A 17,129-nucleotide genomic window follows, 5' to 3' on the forward strand; every position below is an offset into this window, starting at 1 on the left:
GCGTCATGCGCCCGCGAGGTCCAGGACGGCGTAGCCGGAGCCGTCCAGGTGCACGACGTCGGCGCCTGTCCCGTTGCCGGCCCCGCCGCCCGCCCCGCCGCCCGCCTCGACCCGGAACCCCCGGCCGAGCAGTGTCCGTCCCCCGGCGGCACCGGCCAGCGGGAACTCCACCGCCGCGCTCCCCGGGTTGAGCAGCACGGCCAGCGTGCCGCCCCGCACGTACGCCAGGGGGTATCCCGTGGCCAGCACATCGACCGGCGCCGCCGCGTCCAGCCGCTCGTCGCCGTGCCGCAGCGCGATCAGGTCGCGGACCAGGCGCAGCAGCGAGCCGGCGTCGTCCACCTGGGCGGCGACCGTCGGACGCTCCGGGTCGGGATCCTCCGGCAGGTAGGCCGAGTCCGCGGGCTTGCCCGGGCCGTAGGGGTCCGCGGGCAGATCGCCCCACTGCATCGGCGTGCGCGAGCCGGCCCGGTCGTACGCCGGGCCGAGCCGCGAGCCCTCCAGCGTGGGGGTGCCCGGCACGTACCGCATGCCGATCTCGTCGCCGTAGTAGACCGACGGCAGGGCCGGCCAGGTCATCGTGAGCACGTGCGCCACGCGGGCCTGCTCGGCGTCGCGCGGGCCCGCCACCAGCCGCGTGAAGTCGTGGTTCGACGTCGGCAGGCCCACCACGCCGCCGCGGTCCGTCGCCGCGATGGCATCCGTCGCGGCCTGCCACGCCTGCACGAACGTGGCCGCGTCACCGGCGCCGTCCGCACCGGCCCACGGTGCCAGCTCGCCCCAGGACTCGCTCACCGTGCCCGCGTTGTTGTTCCACAGCGAGCGCAGCGGCAGGCCGTCGTCGTCGCCGCCGAACTGGAGGAAGAAGTCGGCGTGGAAGCCCGCGGGGACGGCGACCTTCGGGTCGCCCCACTCGCTGATGATCACGCGGCCGGGCCACTCGCGGTCCAGCCAGGCACGCATCTCGTGCCACAGCCTGCCGGTCTCGACGTGGCCGGGGTCGTCCTTGACGAGGGACGCCGCCATGTCGACGCGGAACCCGGCCACGCCGAGGCCGAACCAGTGCGCCATGATCTCGCGCAGGGCGGCCCGGTTGGCCAGCGGCCCGGGCGCGTCGACGGGCTGCCGCCAGGGCTCGGCGGGGTCCGTGCGGGCGTACCCGAAGTTGAGCGCGGGCTGCACGGGGAAGAAGTTGGGCTTGTAGTACCCGCCCCGCTTCCCCCGACCGGACTGGAAGCCCTCGGCGGGCACGTCGCTCCACACGAACCGGTGGTCGTCCGGGTCGTCGGCCGACGCGCGGAACCAGGGGTGCTGGTCCGACGTGTGGCCGGCCACGAGGTCGAGCAGCACGGAGATGCCCCGCCGTCCGGCCTCCTCGGTCAGCCGTGCCAGGTCCTCGTTCGTGCCGTAGCGCGGCGCGATCGTGAGGAAGTCGGCGACGTCGTAGCCCGCGTCGGCGAACGGGGAGACGAAGCACGGGCTGAGCCAGATCGCGTCCACCCCGAGCCACGCGAGGTAGTCCAGGCGCTCGGCGATCCCGGCGAGGTCGCCGATCCCGTCGCCGTTCGAGTCCGCGAAGGACTGCGGGTAGATCTGGTACAGCACGGTGCGTCCCAGGCGGGACGCGAGGTCGACGGAGGCCAAGGAACTACCCCTTCGTAGATGGTGCGGAAGATCCAGCGTGTCAGACGCACAGATCACCGGAGTGACCTGTGCGTCTGACACGGAGGGGTTCAGTCGCGGCCGACGGCGAAGGTCTCCATGGCCATCAGCGGGCGCACCTCGCGCTCCAGGGCGCCGCGGGAGACGTAGCGGCGCATCGCGTCGTCGGCCAGCTCGTTGCCGAGCGCGGCCATGATCATGCCCTGGTCCAGGGCGAGGTACCGCTGGGAGACCTGGCCGCTGCGCACGGCCACGGCGTCGTAGAAGCCGCCCGGGCCGTACGCGTCGAAGTCCGCGGCGATGTTGCGCAGGTTCGTCATCGCGTCACCGTGCGCGTAGCGCAGCGCGAGGAACGACGCGTGCGGCGTCACCACGCCGTCGCCGTACTCGGTGGGCGCCGGCGAGCCCTCGCGGCAGCCCTCGTACGGCTGGTCGACCGTCGTGCGCTCCTGGTCGGAGGTGTAGCCCGGCCCGTCCAGCCCGAGCTGGTCGACGCCGTACTCGCGGTACCCGCCGGCCGGGTCGTTGGACGGCGAGAAGCCCCAGTACCCGTAGTCCGCCTCCCGCAGGCCGTGCTCGATCTGACCCTGCACGTACAGCGGGTGGTTGCGGCCCCACGAGCGCGGGCCCCACGTCTCCTCGGGCACGAACAGCGGCACCATGAGCGCCTCGAACATGCTGCCGCCCCAGGTCGGCACCACGCGCATGCCGCGGTACGGCAGCGCGCCCTCGAACACGGGCACACCCAGGTGCTCGGCCCACTGGCCCACCGGGCGCGTCTCGGTCCAGGACCAGTCGCACGTGTCGGGGAACGTGCGGTACGTGCCGAAGTAGTGCTCCGCCGGGATCTGCCCCTCGGCGATGCCCAGGTAGGACGCGATGCGCGGCTCCGTGTTGAACGCCCCGTAGTGGTGGCCCGTGTACCAGACGTCGGCGCCCATCTCGCAGTAGTCGCCGGCCACCGGCGCGGTCTCCCGCGGGTCCTCGTCCCAGAACCCGCCGCGGATCTGGTTCTGCGCCGGGTCGTAGTAGCAGCCGAAGTCCATGTCCTCGCGGACGGCGTCCGCCGCGCGGGCCAGCGACGGCTCCGCCCGCGCGGTCAGCAGCAGGCCCGTCGCGAGCCAGCCGTTGTCCACGCTCGACAGGAACGGCTTGACCGGGTCACCGCTCGTGGGGAAGGTCAGGAGCTTGGCGCCCGTGGCCGGGTCGTACCAGTTGTAGAACATGCCGCTCGGCTCGTGCTTCTCCAGCCCGGCCACGGTGTGCAGCGTCGTCGACAGGCGCTCGCGGGCCTCCTTGCGGTCGATCAGGCCCGTGTTGCGGGCCACGACAGTGCTCCACAGGTAGGCGCCGATGTTGGTGGGCGACGTGTACCCGCCGCGGCTGGCGGGGTCCAGGTCGCCGCCGATGTTGTCGTCCGGCAGGCCCGTCTCGTCGTCGACCATGGCCTCGAACGAGCGCCAGGTGTCGGCGGCCCACGCATGGAGCTGGCGGCGGTCCTTGGCTGAGGTGGTGTTGCCGGGAGTGGTCGTGCCGGGAGTGCTCTGGGACGCGGCTTCCGGGGCCGGCGTCGCCCCCGTGGCGCTCGCCGGCAGTGCGGCGAACGCCAGGGCGGCGACGGCTCCGGTCGCGAGCGCGGTGCGGATCCTGCTCATCAGGTGTCTCCTACGTCGTCGTAGTGGGGACAGGGCAGTGCGGAAAGGGTCTGGCTGACAGGTGGTGCGTCAGCGGGCGAGCAGCCCCGTGCGCGCGACCCGGCCGAGCCACGCGAGGCTCGGCTTGGGCGTGCGCACGAAGGTGGTGCGGTCCACGGCGATCAGGCCGAACGTGGGCCGGAACCCGCTCATCCACTCGTAGTTGTCCAGCAGCGACCAGTGCAGGTAGCCGTCCACCTGGCAGCCGGCGGCGATGGCGTTGGCCATGCCCTCCAGCGCGCCGGTGGTGTAGTCGATGCGGCGGGAGTCGTCGGCCGTGGCCATGCCGTTCTCGGTGACGATCATCGGCACGCCGCCGGTGATCTTGTGGGTGTACTCCAGCGCCTCGCCGAGCGCCTGCGGGTAGTACTCCCAGCCCGTCAGGGTCTTCTCGACGTCGTCGCCGAAGGGGATGGGCTCGCCGTCCGCCCCGATGATGGTGCGCAGGTAGCTCTGCACGCCCACGAAGTCGTCGCCGCGCGCGACCTCCAGGAAGAAGTCCTCGCGCGGGTAGGCGTAGGCGTCGCGGGCCTCCTCGGCGCCGGGCGCCGCCTGGAACACCTGGTTGGCGATGGTCCAGCCGGCCTTGACGTGCCCCAGCCCGTGCAGGATGTCGACGGCGCGCCGGTGGGCGGTGGCCTGGATCTCCGAGGCGGCCTGGTCCGGGGCGGCGAGCCCGGCGGCGTCCAGGTTGGTGCGCCGGCTCGCGCCGAGCATCATCGAGGTGATGTTGGGCTCGTTGATGGTCACGACGTGGCCGACGTCGCCCAGGATCTCCGTGGTGGTCTCGACGTACCGGCTGAACAGGTCGACGGCGTCGGGCGCGAACCAGCCGCCACGCTCCGCGAACCAGCGGGGGAGCGTGAAGTGCAGCAGCGTGACCATCGGCGTCACGCCCGCCTCGAGGCAGGTGTCGATCATCCGCCGGTAGTGCGCCAGCTGCGCCCGTGAGATCTCGCCCTCGGCCGGCTCGATGCGCGCCCACTCGATCGAGAAGCGGTACGCGTTCAGGCCGGCGGCCGCCAGCAGCGCGATGTCCTCGCCGTAGCGGTGGTAGCTGTCGACGGCGTCGCCGGAGCTCTCCGCGCACAGCGACCCGGCGACGTGCTCCTTGGCCCACCAGTCGCTGTTGGTGTTGCCGCCCTCGATCTGGTGCGCGGCGGTCGAGGCGCCCCACAGGAACTCGGGGGCGGTGGGCAGCGTGATCTGTTCGGTCACGGAAGAACTCCTACTTCAGGCCGGTGGTGGAGATGCCCTGCACGATGTGCCGCTGCAGGGCGAGGAAGACGATGAGGATGGGCAGCACGATGACGGTCGCGCCCGCCACCAGCAGGCCGTACTGCACGGTGTTCTGCCCCGTGGAGTACAGGGCCAGGGCCACGGGCAGCGTGTACTTGTCGGCCGACTGCACGGCGACCAGGGGCCACAGGAAGTTGTTCCAGGACCCGAGGAACGTCAGGATGCCGAGCGTCGCCAGCGCGGGCTTGGTCTGCGGCAGCACGACGGCGAAGAACGTGCGGAACTCGCCCGCGCCGTCGACGCGGGCGGCGTCGAGCAGTTCGTCCGGGATGTCGAGCATGAACTGCCGCATCAGGAACACGCCGAACGGCGCCGCCAGGAAGGGCAGGATCAGCGCCGCGTAGGTGTTGATCAGGTCCAGGTTGGCCACGAGCACGAACAGCGGTACGAACGTGACCATGCCCGGGACCATGAGCGTGCCCATGATCAGCAGGAACAGCACGCGGCGGCCGGGGAAGTCGAGCTTGGCCAGCGCGTAGCCGACCATGGCGCTGAACAGCACCGACCCGACGGTGACGGCCAGCGCCACGACCACCGAGTTCGCGAAGAACCGCGGGAAGTCGAGCGTCGCGAAGAGCTCGGTGTAGTTGTCCCACGTGGGCTGCTCGGGGAACAGGGTCGGCGGGAACTGCCGGATCTCGCCCTCGGGCTTGACCGAGGAGACGATCATCCACACGAGCGGCCCGAACGAGGCCGCGAGGCCCAGCAGGAGCACGACGTTGAGGAGGATCGCGCGCGGCGTGAACCGGCGGGCGGCGGACCGGCCCTCGGAGGGCTGGTCCCCGGCGGGGCGGCGGGTCCTGGGCCGCTCGGTGAGGACAGTCATCACTTCTCCGTCCTGAGCAGGCGGAACTGGAGGTAGGACAGGATCACGATGGCGACGAACAGCACGTAGCTCATCGCGGCCGAGAGGCCGTAGTTCCCGAACCCGAACTGGTTGAAGACCTCGTAGGCCACCGAGTTGGTGGCCCCGAGCGGACCGCCCTGCGTCATGACGAACGGCTCCTCGAAGAACTGCAGGTAGCCGATCCCGGTGATGACGGCGCAGAACAGCAGGGTGGGCCGCAGCAGCGGCACCGTGATGGACCGGAACTGGCGCACGGCACCCGCGCCGTCGATGGCCGAGGCCTCGTACAGGTCACGCGGGATGCCCTGCAGCCCGGCCAGCAGGATCACCATGGAGTACCCGACGTTGCGCCAGGTCGCCATCATGATCAGCGACGGCATGGCCCAGACCTCGTCGGTGAGCCAGCGCGGCCCGTCGATCCCGACCAGGCCGAGGGCCGAGTTCACGATCCCGAAGTCGGGCTGCAGGAGGAACCGCCACACGACCGCCACCGCGACGATCGACGTCACGACCGGGGCGTAGAAGCCCACGCGGAACACGGACCGGAACCAGACCAGGCCCGAGTTCAGCAGGACCGCCAGCAGCAGCGCGATACCGAGCGTGAGCGGCATCGCGACGCCCACGAAGTAGAGCGTGTTGCCGGCGGCCTGCTGGAACTTCGGGTCGGCCAGCGCGGCCGCGAAGTTGTCGAACCCCACGAAGTTCACGGCCCAGGGCGTCCTCAGGTCCGCGCCGTGCATGTCGGTGAACGCCATGTACAGCGAGGACGCCACCGGGACCAGCATGAACACGGCGAACAGGATCGTGAAGGGCAGCGCGAAGCCCCAGGCGGCGAGGCCCGTGCGGCGGCGGCGTGCGGAGATGGCCACGGGTCAGTCCAGGCCTGTCCCGATCGAGGTGGCCGCTTCCTGCATCTTGGTGGCGGCCTCCTGCGGGGTCAGGTCGCCCGCGATGGTCTGCTCGATGATCAGGTCGAGCTCGTGCTCGATCTCCGACCAGGTGGGGATCGCGGGGGTCGAGCGCGCGGTCTCCAGCACGCCCTGGTACATGGCCACGGCCTCGTCGTCGGCCAGCGCCGGGTCCTCCCACGAGGACTGGACGGCCGGCAGGTCGTTCGAGATGCCGAACCAGTCGACCTGGACGGCCGGGTCGGTGGCGAACTGCACGAACTTCCAGGCGGAGTCGGGGTTCGCGGCGTCCGCGAGGACGGCGAGGTTGGAGCCGCCGATGAACGACGCCGTCGTCTCGTCGGCGGGCAGCGGCACCACGCCGAACTTGTCGGCGAAGTCGTCGCCCGCGGTGGTGAGCAGGTTGGCGCGCTCCCACGGGCCCGAGACGAACGAGCCGAGCTTGCCGTCGACGAAGTTCTGCACCTTCTCCTCCTCGACGAGCACCGGCGGGGCGAGCCCGTCGCGCATGAACGAGGAGTAGTACTCCAGCGCCTTGACCTGGGCGTCGTTGTCGAGCGTGAACTCGCCGGCGTCGTCCAGGATCTCGCCGCCCGCCTGCCAGTAGAACGGGAAGTACATCAGGGCGGTGGAGTTGCCGCGGGTCTGCAGCGCGATGCCGTGCTCGGCGCCGGCGTCCTGCAGGCCGGCCGCGAAGTCGGCCAGCCCGGCCCAGTCCTCGGGCGCCTCGACGCCGGCCTCCTCGGCGAGGTCGGTGCGGTAGTACAGCACGCGCGACTCGACGTACCAGGGCACGCCGTAGGAGGTGCCGTCGACCTCGGTGGTCTCCCAGGCGCCCGGGAAGAACGCCGAGGAGTCGATGTCCTCCGGCGTGGGCGCGAGGCCGTCCAGCCCCACGAACCCGCTCATCAGGGTGGTGCCGACCTGCATGACGTCGGGCACCTCGCCCGTGGCGATGGCCGTGTTGATCTTCTCGGTGGACGACTCCCACGGCACCGGCGTCACGTTCACGGTGACGTCGGGGTTGTCGGCCTCGAACTGCTCGGCGAGCTCGGGCAGCAGCTCACCCTCGGTGCCCATCGCCCACACCTCGACGGTGCCCGTGGCGGGGCCGTCCGAGATGCTGCTGGCGCTGTCTGCCGTGGTGCCGGCCTCGTCGCTGCGGCCGCACCCGGTCAGGGCGAGGGCCAGCGTGAGGGTCGACGCCGTCGCCGCTGCGGCGAGGCGAGGTGTCCTGTTCACGATCACTCCCTTGTTGATCTGTTTCCGAAATTTCGAAGGCGAATCTCGGAAAGACCACGGGAGGTTAGACGGGGCGCCGTGCGGTGTCAACCAGCCTGGTAGCACGATCTCAGGCCAGTTGCCCCGGTCTCCCAACGGTGCGGAGGCGAGTCACGCGATGGGCTACCATCCTGGTTTCGGAGACAGATTTCGGAAAACGTCCGACGGAGGACCCATGGCAACCGACCAGCCGCACATCCCGCTCGCCGTCGTGGCGGCCGAGGCGGGCGTCTCGGTCCCGACCGTCTCCAAGGTGCTCAACACCCGCCCCGACGTGGCGGGCAAGACGCGGGCCCGGGTCACCGAGGTGCTGGAGCGGCACGGCTACGTGGTCCGCCCGCCGGCGGCCAAGCCCACCGGCATGATCGACGTGCGCATCGTCGACTTCGAGGGCACCTGGTCCGAGGCCGTCGTCCGCGGCGCCGTCGCGGGCGCCCGTAGGCTCGGGCTGGACGTCGTCCTGGCGGTCGAGCCCGACCCCGACGACTGCAGCTCCTGGGTGCGGCACGCGCTGGAGCGCGGCACCGACGGCCTGGTCAGCATCGTCGCGGTGCCCGACGCCGAGGCGCGGCGCGCCCTGGAGCAGACCGGCACGCCGCTCGTCGTCGTCGACCCGCGGCAGCGGCCCCCGGAGGGGATGCTCAGCGTCGGGGCCACCAACTTCCAGGGCGGGCTGGAGGCGACGGCGCACCTGCTGTCGCTCGGCCACACGCGCATCGCGACCATCACCGGCGCGCTGGAGCAGGACAACGCCATCGCGCGGCTCGCGGGCTACCGCGCCGCCATGATCCGCGCGGGCCTGACCACCGACGACGACCTGGTCTACGTGGGCGCCTACGGCGTCACCTCGGGCTACGAGGGCGCGCAGCGGCTGATGGGCCTGGACGACCCGCCCACCGCGATCTTCGCCAGCAGCGACGACACCGCTCTCGGGGCGCTGCGCGCGCTGCGCGAGGAGGGCCTCGTCGTGCCGCGCGACGTCTCGCTCGTCGGCTTCGACGACCTGCCGATCGCGCCCTGGATCGACCCGGCGCTCACCACGGTGCGGCAGCCGCTGGCCGAGATGGGCGCCACCGCCGTCGACCTCGTGCACCGGGCCCGCACGGCCAGCGGGCACACCCTGCGCACCGAGCTCGCCACGAGCCTCGTGGTGCGGGCGTCGAGCGCGGCGCCGGCCCGCTAGGCGAGCGCCGGGCCGGTACCGGGCTGGGCTGGGCCGGGCCGACGTTCCGCGGACTACCGCTGCGGGCGCCGCGGCTTCTCGACCTCCGGCAGGGGGAGGCCGCCGGGGCCTTCCTCGGCCGTCGGGATCGGGGGCTCGCCGCGGGCCGCGCGCTCCTTGGCGCTGGCCGCGTACGCGTCCACGTACTCCTGGCCGGACAGCGACAGGATCGCGTACTCGATCTCGTCGGCCACGGCGCGCAGCACGAACTTGTCGGTCTCCATGCCCTTGTACCGGCTGAAGTCCAGGGGCTCGCCGATCACGGCGCCGAGCGGCATGAACGCGGGCACGGTGCGGCCCACCGGCTGGGCGACGTCGGTGTCGACCATGGCGACGGGGATGACCGGCGCGCCCGACTCGAGCGCCATCCGCGCCACGCCCGTCTTCGCCTTGTACAGGCGGCCGTCGGGGCTGCGGGTGCCCTCGGGGTAGATGCCGAACAGGCTGCCCTCGCGCAGCACGCGCAGGCCGGTGCGCAGCGCCGCCTCGCTGGCGGCGCCACCGGAACGGTCCACCGGGATGACGCCGATGCCGGTCATGAACCAGGCCACGATCTTGCCCTTGAGGCCCTTGCCCGTGAAGTAGTCGGACTTGCCGAGGAACGTCACGCGGCGCTTGATCAGCAGCGGCAGGATGAACGAGTCGATCACCGCGAGGTGGTTGCTGGCCACGATCGCGGCGCCGCTGCGCGGCACGTTCCTGGCGCCGACGACCCACGGCTGGTACGCGAGGCGCAGCAGCGGGCCGACCAGCACGTTCCTCATCACCCAGTAGAACAAGATTCCTCCTCAAGACCCGCCCCCGCGGGCCCCCCGACGACAATAGAGTGTGCCCATGGCCGCATCGAACACCGACGACCGCGACGACGACGTGCCCGGCGACACCCCACGCGAGCTGGGCGACGACGACGTGGCCTCGCGCTGGGCCGACATCGTCGCCACGCTCGGCGACATGGACGTATCCCGGGCCGACGGCGAGACCGGCGGCACGGAGAAGTCCGCCGCATCCTCTCAGACATCGCGGTCCGATGACGAGGGCAGCGACGACGACGGCGCGCGCGGTCCCGCTGGTGGTGAGCGTGCTGGTGGTGATGGTGCCGGGAGCGACCGGGCCGGCGGCGACCGGGCGGGCCGCCGTCAGGTCGGGGGCTGGAGCGACGGCGGCTGGGCCGCCGGCGACTGGACCACGAGCGGCACGGAGGCCGACGGCGCGGCCGGTGCCGACGAGGAACGGGCGCGGACGCGCCCGGACCAGCCCTCCGGCCCGCGCGACTGGCCGCTGTCGCCCGAGGCGGAGGCGCAGGAGGAGGCGGACTCGCACTTCACGCCGCCCGAGCCGCCCGCGCTGCTGTCCCGAGACCCGCTGCTCACGATGGCGTGGAGCTTCGTGGTGGGCATCCCCGTGCTCGCGGTGATCGGCATGATCGTCTCGGCGGCGGTGCCGGCCGTCTCGATCCCGCCGCTCGCCGGGCAGATCGGGCTGGGCCTGTTCGTCGCCGGCCTCGGTGTGCTGATCTGGCGCATGCCGCACCAGCGCGACCCGGACGACGACGGCCCCGGCGCCGTCGTCTAGAAGGTTCGTCAATGTCAGACGCTCAGATCACCCGGGTGATCTGAGCGTCTGACACGTTCTCGGGCGTGTTGAGCGGGAGATCTTGCGCCGGAGAAATCAGCGGCGCGCGAGGTCCGCCGCGCCCACGATGCCCGCCTCGTTGCCGTGCAGGGCGAGCTCGATCGCGGCCACGGGCCGGTGGCCCATGGCGGACAGCTGCGCCTCGAAGCCGCGGCGCACCGGGCCGAGCAGCAGGTCGCCGGCCGCGCCGACGCCGCCGCCGATCACGATGAGCTCCGGGTCGAGCAGCGCAGCGACGGACGCGGAGCCCTCGCCGATCCAGCGGCCGAGGGTCGCGAGCAGCTCGACCGACAGCTCGTCGCCCTCCTGGGCGGCCTCGGTCACCATCCTGCCGCGGATCTTCTCCGGGTCGCCCCCGGCGAGCTCGAGCAGGCGTCCGGCCTGGTCCACGCGCGCGACGGCGGCGTGCTGGGCGTCGCGCTCCAGGGCGCTGCCCGAGGCGTACTGCTCCCAGCAGCCCTCGTGGCCGCACCCGCAGTAGTGCCCCTCGGGCACGACCCGCATGTGCCCGACCTCGGCGGCCATGCCCCACTTGCCGCGCACCAGGTCGCGCTCGGAGATGACGGCGCCGCCCAGGCCGGTGCCGACCGTGAGCATCAGCATGTCGGTGGCCTCGCGGCCCGCGCCGAACCGGAACTCGGCCCAGCCGGCGGCGTTGGCGTCGTTCTCCACCACGATCGGCAGGTCGGCGTCCACCAGCTCGGCCACCTTCGCGGCCAGCGGGTACTCCCGCCAGGCGATGTTGGGGGCGAAGTTCACGGACGTGCGGTCCGGGCTGACGAAGCCCGCCGCGGCCAGGCCGATCGCGCCGACCTCGTGCTCCTTGACGAGCTCGTTGCACGCGTCCGCGATGGCCCTGTCGATGTGCGCGACGTCGTCGGCGTCGGTCTCCCGGCGCACCTGGGCGAGGATCTGGCCCTCCTCGTCGACGACTCCCACAGCGATCTTGGTGCCGCCGATGTCGACCCCGATGGCGTGCATTCGTCCTCACGTTCTCTCGTTGCGCGACGGCCGCGTGGACCGTCGAAAAGGGGGCTGCACCGAGAAGGTGCGCACACCCAGGGTAGCGACCGCGCGGAGTGCAACACGCGGAGTCCGTTTCCCGGTATCTTTGCAGGCACGGTCAGTACTGCCACTGGAGTCAGAATGGACGAGATCTTCAGCCCGATCCTCATCGAGCTGCCCCCCACCTCCAACCTCAACGACGTTCTCGCTGAGCGGGTCGCCGCCGGTGCCGGCAAGCCGATGATGGAGGTTCCTGCGGGGAAGGGCGAGCCCTGGCGGGTCGTCACCGCCGGCGAGTTCGACGCCCAGGTCGTCGCCGTGGCGAAGGGCCTCGTGGCCCGCGGCATCGAACCGGGGGACCGCGTGGGCATCATGTGCCGCACGCGGTACGAGTGGGCCGTGCTGGACTTCGCGGCCTGGGCCGCGGGCGCCGTGCCGGTCCCGGTCTACGAGACGTCCTCGGCCGAGCAGGTCGAGTGGATCCTGTCCGACGCCGAGGTCAAGCTCGTCTTCGCGGAGACCACGGCCAACGCCGACACCGTCGCCGAGGTGCGCGACGCCTGCCCGCTCGTGACCGACGTGCTCGTCATCGACGACGGTGCGCTCGACGCGGTCGCGGCCGAGGGCAAGGACGTGCCCGACGACGAGATCACCCGCCGCCGGGCCATCGCCGGCCTGGACGACCTCGCCACGATCATCTACACCTCGGGCACCACGGGTCGCCCGAAGGGCGCCGAGCTGACGCACCGCAACTTCGCGTCGCTCGCCGTGAACGCCGTCGAGGCCGTGCCGGAGGTGTTCGCCAAGGAGGGCGGACGCACCCTCCTGTTCATCCCGATGGCGCACGTGTTCGCGCGCTACATCCACGTGCTCGCCGTCGCGGGCGGCGTCGTCACCGGCCACTGGGGCAACACCACCACGCTGGTGGACGCCTTGGGCGAGTTCAGGCCGACCTTCATCCTCGCGGTGCCGCGGGTGTTCGAGAAGGTCTACAACACGGCCGAGCAGACGGCGGCGGCCGGCGGCAAGGCCAAGATCTTCCACTGGGCCACGGCGACGGGCATCGCGTGGTCGCGGGCGCTCGACACGCCGTCGGGCCCGGGGCTGGGCCTGCGGCTGCAGCACGCGGTCGCCAGCGCGCTGGTCTTCTCCAAGCTGCGCGCCAAGCTCGGCGGCCGCGCGGAGTTCGCGGTCTCCGGCGGCGGCCCGCTCGGCGAGCGCCTCGGGCACTTCTACCGGGGCCTGGGCCTGAAGGTGCTGGAGGGCTACGGCCTCACCGAGTCCACGGCCCCGACCAGCGTGAACCGGCCGACGGCGACCAAGATCGGCTCGGTCGGCCTCCAGCTCCCCGGCTGCGGCGTGAAGATCGCCGAGGACGGCGAGATCCTGCTCAAGGGCCACCACATCTTCCGGGCGTACCACAAGAACGAGGCCGCCACGGCGGAGTCGTTCACGGACGACGGCTGGTTCCGCACCGGCGACCTGGGCGTGCTGGACGACGACGGGTTCCTGACGATCACCGGCCGCAAGAAGGAGATCATCGTCACCGCGGGCGGCAAGAACGTGGCGCCCTCCATGCTGGAGGACCGCATCCGCGCGCACGCGCTGGTCAGCCAGTGCGTCGTCGTCGGCGACGGCAAGCCGTTCATCGGGGCGCTCTTCACGCTCGACGCCGAGGGCCTGCCGGGCTGGCTCAAGATGCACGGCAAGCCGGCGATGTCCGTCGAGGAGGCCCGCAAGGACCCGGACGTGCTCGCGGCCCTGGACGGCGCGGTGCAGCGGGCGAACAAGTCGGTCTCGAAGGCCGAGTCGATCCGCAAGTACACGGTGCTCGCGGGCGACCTGACGATCGAGAACGGCTACCTCACGCCGAAGCAGAGCGTGAAGCGGGCGGTGTTCCTCAAGGACTTCGACGCCGACGTGGAGCGCCTGTACGCGGACAAGAACAAGGAGAGCCTGCACCTGCTCAACTGAGGTTCCTCGCTGGCCGAGCTTGTCGAGACCGGTCTCGACAAGCTCGACCAGCGGGTGGGTGAGCTCCCGGCAGGTCTAGCCGTTGGTGAACGAGATCCAGGTGTCCGGGGCGACGTCCGGGCGGCCCGGGACGGCCCGGTGCTCCTCCGTCCACGCCTCGCCGACGGCGTCCGTGGCCACCGTGCGCCAGAACCGCACCGCGGGCGCGTTGGCGTCCTGGAACGGGACCTCCCACGACCCGGGGAAGCTCTGCAGCACCTGCGCGGCGAGATCCCGGCCGACGCCGATCCGCCGCACGCCGCGGACCACGAAGAACGAGCTCAGCACCCGGGTGGGGCCGTCGAGGCCGCGCACCAGCGCGAACCCGACGGGGGAGGCGGCGCCGCCCGCGGGTTCCAGGTGCGCGACGGCGCCCCGCCATCCCGGGTCGGTGAACGCCGCGTCCAGGCGCTCGCGCCGGAACTGGCCGCTCGGGTCGGGCAGTGCGCCGGAGACCTCGGACATGTCGTGCCGGAACAGGAGCCAGAGCCGTTCGAGCACGGGCCGGTCGGCCGGCGTCGTCGGGCGGACGGTGAGCCGGGCGGGGGTGTCTGCTGGGGTCGTCTTCGCTGAGTTCGTCATAACAAAAAGCCTCTCGGGCAACATGGCACCGAGAGGTTCGGGGTTATTTTCGCACGCCGTCCGGGCACGTGTCGAGGCCCGGTCGCGCGCCGGAACCGGGCCGCCGACGTCGTCCGGCGGTCGTCCGACCCTGTCCGGCGGCGTGCTCAGTCACCGGACGCGCCGAGCGGTGTCCCCGGCGCTCAGTAGGATGACGACGAAGGGTGCCGCGCGGGCTGGATGCCGGCGGGGGCGCCCCCGAAATCCCCCTGATGAGAGGTGCTCCTCCGATGGCTGTTCGTCGTGTGGCCCTGCTGACCGCCGGCGGCTTCGCGCCCTGCCTGTCGTCGTCGGTCGGCGGTCTGATCGAGCGTTACACCGAGCTCGACCCCGACATCGAGATCATTGCCTACCTGCACGGCTACCACGGCCTGCTGACGGGCAACAAGATCGAGATCGACGACGAGGCTCGTAAGCAGGCGCACGTCCTGCACAAGTTCGGCGGCTCGCCGATCGGCAACTCGCGCGTGAAGCTGACCAACGTGAAGGACGCCGTCAAGCGCGGCCTGGTCCAGGAGGGTCAGGACCCGCTGCATGTCGCCGCGGAGCAGCTCAAGGCCGACGGCGTGGACGTGCTGCACACCATCGGTGGCGACGACACGAACACGACCGCCGCCGACCTGGCCGCCTACCTGCACGAGAACGGCTACGAGCTCACCGTCGTGGGCCTGCCGAAGACGATCGACAACGACGTGGTGCCGATCAAGCAGTCGCTCGGCGCGTGGACCGCCGCCGAGGAGGGCGCGAAGTTCGCCGCCAACGTCATCGGCGAGAACCGCGTGGGCCCGCGCATGCTGATCGTGCACGAGGTCATGGGCCGCCACTGCGGCTGGCTGACCGCCGCCACGGCGCAGGCCTACCGCGGCTGGCTCGACGACCAGGAGTGGGCCCCGGCCCTCGGCCTGTCCCGTGAGCGCTGGGACGTGCACGCCGTGTTCCTGCCCGAGCTCGAGATCGACCTCGAGGGCGAGGCCAAGCGCCTGCGCGGCGTCATGGACGAGATCGGCAACGTCAACATCTTCCTCTCGGAGGGTGCGGGCATGCACGAGATCGTGGCCCAGCTCGAGGCGGCCGGCGAGACGGTCGAGCGCGACCCGTTCGGGCACGTGAAGCTGGACACCATCAACCCGGGCCAGTGGTTCGCCAAGCAGTTCGCGGAGAAGCTGGGCGCCGAGAAGGTCATGGTCCAGAAGTCGGGCTACTTCTCGCGTGCCGCGGCCGCCAACGCCGAGGACCTGCGCCTCATCAAGTCGATGACCGACTACGCGGTGGAGTGCGCCCTGCGCGGCGAGTCCGGCGTCATCGGCCACGACGAGGAGGACGGCGACCGCCTCAAGGCCATCGCATTCCCGCGCATCGCCGGCGGCAAGGCGTTCGACGTCTCGCAGGAGTGGTTCGGCCAGATCCTCGCCGAGATCGGCCAGCCGCTCGTGCCGGCCGCTCCCGCGGAGCACTGAGCGACGTGCGGGCACCACTGGCACTCCCGGCACCCCTGGCACCGGCGGCGGGCCGATGAGCACCGTCACCGATCCGGCAGGTCCGGCAGGTCCCACCGGGCCTGCTGAGCCTGCCGGGGCCACCGGCCAGGCCGGGCTGGACCACTTCCGCACCCTGGAGGCGCGGCAGCAGCCCACCTGGCCGGACCCGGCCGCGCTGGCGGCCGCGACCGGCCGCCTGGCCCAGGCCGCGCCCATCGTGGTGCCCGCACAGGCCGACACCCTGACCGAGCGGCTCGCCGCCGCCGGCCGGGGCGAGGCGTTCCTGCTCCAGGGCGGGGACTGCGCGGAGACGTTCGCCGAGGCGAACGCCGACCGCATCCGCAACAAGATCCGCACCATCCTGCAGATGGCGGTGGTGCTCACCCACGGAGCGAGCACGCCCGTCGTCAAGATGGGCCGCATGGCGGGGCAGTACGCCAAGCCGCGCTCCAGCGACACCGAGACGCGCGACGGCGAGACCCTGCCGGCCTACCGCGGCGACATGATCAACGGCTTCCCGTTCACGCCGGAGGCCCGGATCCCCGACCCGGAGCGGCTGGAGCAGGCCTACCGGATCTCGTCGGCCACGGCGAACGTCGTGCGGGCCTTCACGCAGGGCGGTTTCGCCGACCTGCGGCAGGTGCACGAGTGGAACCGCGGCTTCATGAGCAACCCGGCCTACGCCCGGTACGAGAAGACGGCCGACGAGATCGACCGCGCCATCCGGTTCATGCACGCGTGCGGCGCCGACTTCGACGCGCTGCGCTCCGTGGAGTTCTTCCTGAGCCACGAGGCCCTGGTGCTCGACTACGAGCGGGCGCTGACCCGCACGGACCAGCGCACGGGCCGGGCCTACGACACCAGCGCCCACTTCCTGTGGATCGGCGAGCGCACCCGCCAGCTCGACGGCGCCCACGTCGACTTCATGTCCCGGATCGCGAACCCGATCGGCGTGAAGCTCGGCCCGACGACGACACCTCACGACGCCCTCGCGCTCACCGAGCGGCTCAACCCGGACAACGTGCCCGGCCGGCTCACGTTCATCACGCGCATGGGCGCGGGCAAGGTCCGCGACGTGCTGCCGTCCCTCGTCGAGGCCGTCACCTGGTCCGGCGCGAACGTCACCTGGGTGACCGACCCCATGCACGGCAACACGATCACGTCGGACAGCGGCTACAAGACCCGCCGGCTGACGGACGTGCTCGACGAGGTGGCCGGGTTCTTCGAGGTGCACAAGGCGCTGGGCACCGTCCCGGGCGGCCTGCACATGGAGCTCACGGGCGACGACGTCACCGAGGTGCTCGGCGGCAGCGAGGAGATCTCCGACGCGGGCCTCGCGCTGCGCTACGAGACGCTCGTGGACCCGCGCCTGAACCACCAGCAGTCGCTGGAGCTGGCCTTCCAGGTCGCGGAGATGCTGCGGCGGTAGCCGGGTCGGTGGGCCGGACAGCCGGGTCGGTGGGCCGG

The 17,129-nt window shown here is 71.8% G+C and carries 14 protein-coding genes; 5 read left to right on the forward strand and 9 right to left on the reverse strand.

Annotated features, from left to right (window positions below):
• Positions 1-3: 3 nt before the first annotated feature.
• From H291_RS0107230 to H291_RS0107255, 6 genes are all read right to left on the reverse strand, one after another.
• Positions 4-1,644, reverse strand: a complete 1,641-nt coding sequence (locus H291_RS0107230) for an alpha-amylase family glycosyl hydrolase (protein ID WP_020014312.1) — start codon at positions 1,642-1,644, stop codon at positions 4-6.
• Between the two features lie 89 nt (positions 1,645-1,733).
• Positions 1,734-3,317 (reverse strand): glucoamylase family protein, encoded by a 1,584-nt coding sequence (locus tag H291_RS0107235; RefSeq protein WP_020014313.1) that lies wholly within the window; start codon positions 3,315-3,317, stop codon positions 1,734-1,736.
• Between the two features lie 69 nt (positions 3,318-3,386).
• Complete coding sequence (locus tag H291_RS0107240; RefSeq protein ID WP_020014314.1) at positions 3,387-4,574, reverse strand: glycoside hydrolase family 1 protein; 1,188 nt, start codon at positions 4,572-4,574, stop codon at positions 3,387-3,389.
• 10 nt (positions 4,575-4,584) lie between these two features.
• Positions 4,585-5,481: a carbohydrate ABC transporter permease gene (locus H291_RS0107245; RefSeq protein WP_020014315.1), complete on the reverse strand. Its 897-nt coding sequence runs from the start codon at positions 5,479-5,481 to the stop codon at positions 4,585-4,587.
• Positions 5,481-6,371 (reverse strand): carbohydrate ABC transporter permease, encoded by an 891-nt coding sequence (locus H291_RS0107250; protein WP_020014316.1) that lies wholly within the window; start codon positions 6,369-6,371, stop codon positions 5,481-5,483. Before H291_RS0107250 ends, H291_RS0107245 begins: the two co-directional genes overlap by 1 nt.
• Before the next feature lie 3 nt (positions 6,372-6,374).
• On the reverse strand, positions 6,375-7,652 hold the full coding sequence (locus tag H291_RS0107255; protein ID WP_157236761.1) for an extracellular solute-binding protein: 1,278 nt from the start codon (positions 7,650-7,652) through the stop codon (positions 6,375-6,377).
• A 214-nt stretch (positions 7,653-7,866) separates the two neighbouring features.
• Here H291_RS0107255 and H291_RS0107260 point away from each other — a divergent pair, with 214 nt between their 5' ends.
• Positions 7,867-8,874 carry a LacI family DNA-binding transcriptional regulator gene (locus H291_RS0107260; RefSeq protein ID WP_020014318.1) on the forward strand — a complete coding sequence of 336 codons (1,008 nt, stop codon included), beginning with the start codon at positions 7,867-7,869 and terminating at the stop codon, positions 8,872-8,874.
• Between the two features lie 53 nt (positions 8,875-8,927).
• Here H291_RS0107260 and H291_RS0107265 read toward each other — a convergent pair whose 3' ends face one another.
• Positions 8,928-9,692 carry a lysophospholipid acyltransferase family protein gene (locus H291_RS0107265; RefSeq protein ID WP_020014319.1) on the reverse strand — a complete coding sequence of 255 codons (765 nt, stop codon included), beginning with the start codon at positions 9,690-9,692 and terminating at the stop codon, positions 8,928-8,930.
• 55 nt (positions 9,693-9,747) lie between these two features.
• Between H291_RS0107265 and H291_RS0107270 the strand changes: the two genes are divergently transcribed.
• Positions 9,748-10,485: a hypothetical protein gene (locus tag H291_RS0107270; RefSeq protein WP_020014320.1), complete on the forward strand. Its 738-nt coding sequence runs from the start codon at positions 9,748-9,750 to the stop codon at positions 10,483-10,485.
• 96 nt (positions 10,486-10,581) lie between these two features.
• Here H291_RS0107270 and H291_RS0107275 read toward each other — a convergent pair whose 3' ends face one another.
• Positions 10,582-11,526 carry an ROK family glucokinase gene (locus H291_RS0107275; protein ID WP_020014321.1) on the reverse strand — a complete coding sequence of 315 codons (945 nt, stop codon included), beginning with the start codon at positions 11,524-11,526 and terminating at the stop codon, positions 10,582-10,584.
• Positions 11,527-11,691: 165 nt separating this feature from the next.
• Here H291_RS0107275 and H291_RS0107280 point away from each other — a divergent pair, with 165 nt between their 5' ends.
• Positions 11,692-13,524, forward strand: a complete 1,833-nt coding sequence (locus tag H291_RS0107280) for an AMP-dependent synthetase/ligase (protein WP_020014322.1) — start codon at positions 11,692-11,694, stop codon at positions 13,522-13,524.
• A gap of 75 nt (positions 13,525-13,599) precedes the next feature.
• Here H291_RS0107280 and H291_RS0107285 read toward each other — a convergent pair whose 3' ends face one another.
• Positions 13,600-14,145 (reverse strand): GNAT family N-acetyltransferase, encoded by a 546-nt coding sequence (locus tag H291_RS0107285; protein WP_020014323.1) that lies wholly within the window; start codon positions 14,143-14,145, stop codon positions 13,600-13,602.
• A 269-nt stretch (positions 14,146-14,414) separates the two neighbouring features.
• On the opposite strand from H291_RS0107285, the gene H291_RS0107290 reads away from it, so the two are divergent.
• Both H291_RS0107290 and H291_RS0107295 read left to right on the forward strand, forming a co-directional pair.
• The gene (locus H291_RS0107290; protein WP_026365499.1) at positions 14,415-15,641 is read left to right on the forward strand and encodes a pyrophosphate--fructose-6-phosphate 1-phosphotransferase; all 1,227 of its coding nucleotides are present in this window, start codon (positions 14,415-14,417) and stop codon (positions 15,639-15,641) included.
• Positions 15,642-15,696: 55 nt separating this feature from the next.
• Positions 15,697-17,091: a class II 3-deoxy-7-phosphoheptulonate synthase gene (locus H291_RS0107295; protein WP_020014325.1), complete on the forward strand. Its 1,395-nt coding sequence runs from the start codon at positions 15,697-15,699 to the stop codon at positions 17,089-17,091.
• Positions 17,092-17,129: the final 38 nt, after the last annotated feature.

Source organism: Promicromonospora sukumoe 327MFSha3.1, from assembly GCF_000385135.1.
GTDB classification, from domain to species: Bacteria; Actinomycetota; Actinomycetes; order Actinomycetales; family Cellulomonadaceae; genus Promicromonospora; species Promicromonospora sukumoe_B.

Coding starts and splice junctions, on each gene's coding strand:
- H291_RS0107235 (WP_020014313.1), bottom strand. CDS start 3,317: ATGAGCAGGATCCGCACCGCGCTCGCGACCGGAGCCGTCGCCGCCCTG.
- H291_RS0107245 (WP_020014315.1), bottom strand. CDS start 5,481: ATGACTGTCCTCACCGAGCGGCCCAGGACCCGCCGCCCCGCCGGGGAC.
- H291_RS0107260 (WP_020014318.1), top strand. CDS start 7,867: ATGGCAACCGACCAGCCGCACATCCCGCTCGCCGTCGTGGCGGCCGAG.
- H291_RS0107270 (WP_020014320.1), top strand. CDS start 9,748: ATGGCCGCATCGAACACCGACGACCGCGACGACGACGTGCCCGGCGAC.
- H291_RS0107275 (WP_020014321.1), bottom strand. CDS start 11,526: ATGCACGCCATCGGGGTCGACATCGGCGGCACCAAGATCGCTGTGGGA.
- H291_RS0107280 (WP_020014322.1), top strand. CDS start 11,692: ATGGACGAGATCTTCAGCCCGATCCTCATCGAGCTGCCCCCCACCTCC.
- H291_RS0107285 (WP_020014323.1), bottom strand. CDS start 14,145: ATGACGAACTCAGCGAAGACGACCCCAGCAGACACCCCCGCCCGGCTC.
- H291_RS0107290 (WP_026365499.1), top strand. CDS start 14,415: ATGGCTGTTCGTCGTGTGGCCCTGCTGACCGCCGGCGGCTTCGCGCCC.
- H291_RS0107295 (WP_020014325.1), top strand. CDS start 15,697: ATGAGCACCGTCACCGATCCGGCAGGTCCGGCAGGTCCCACCGGGCCT.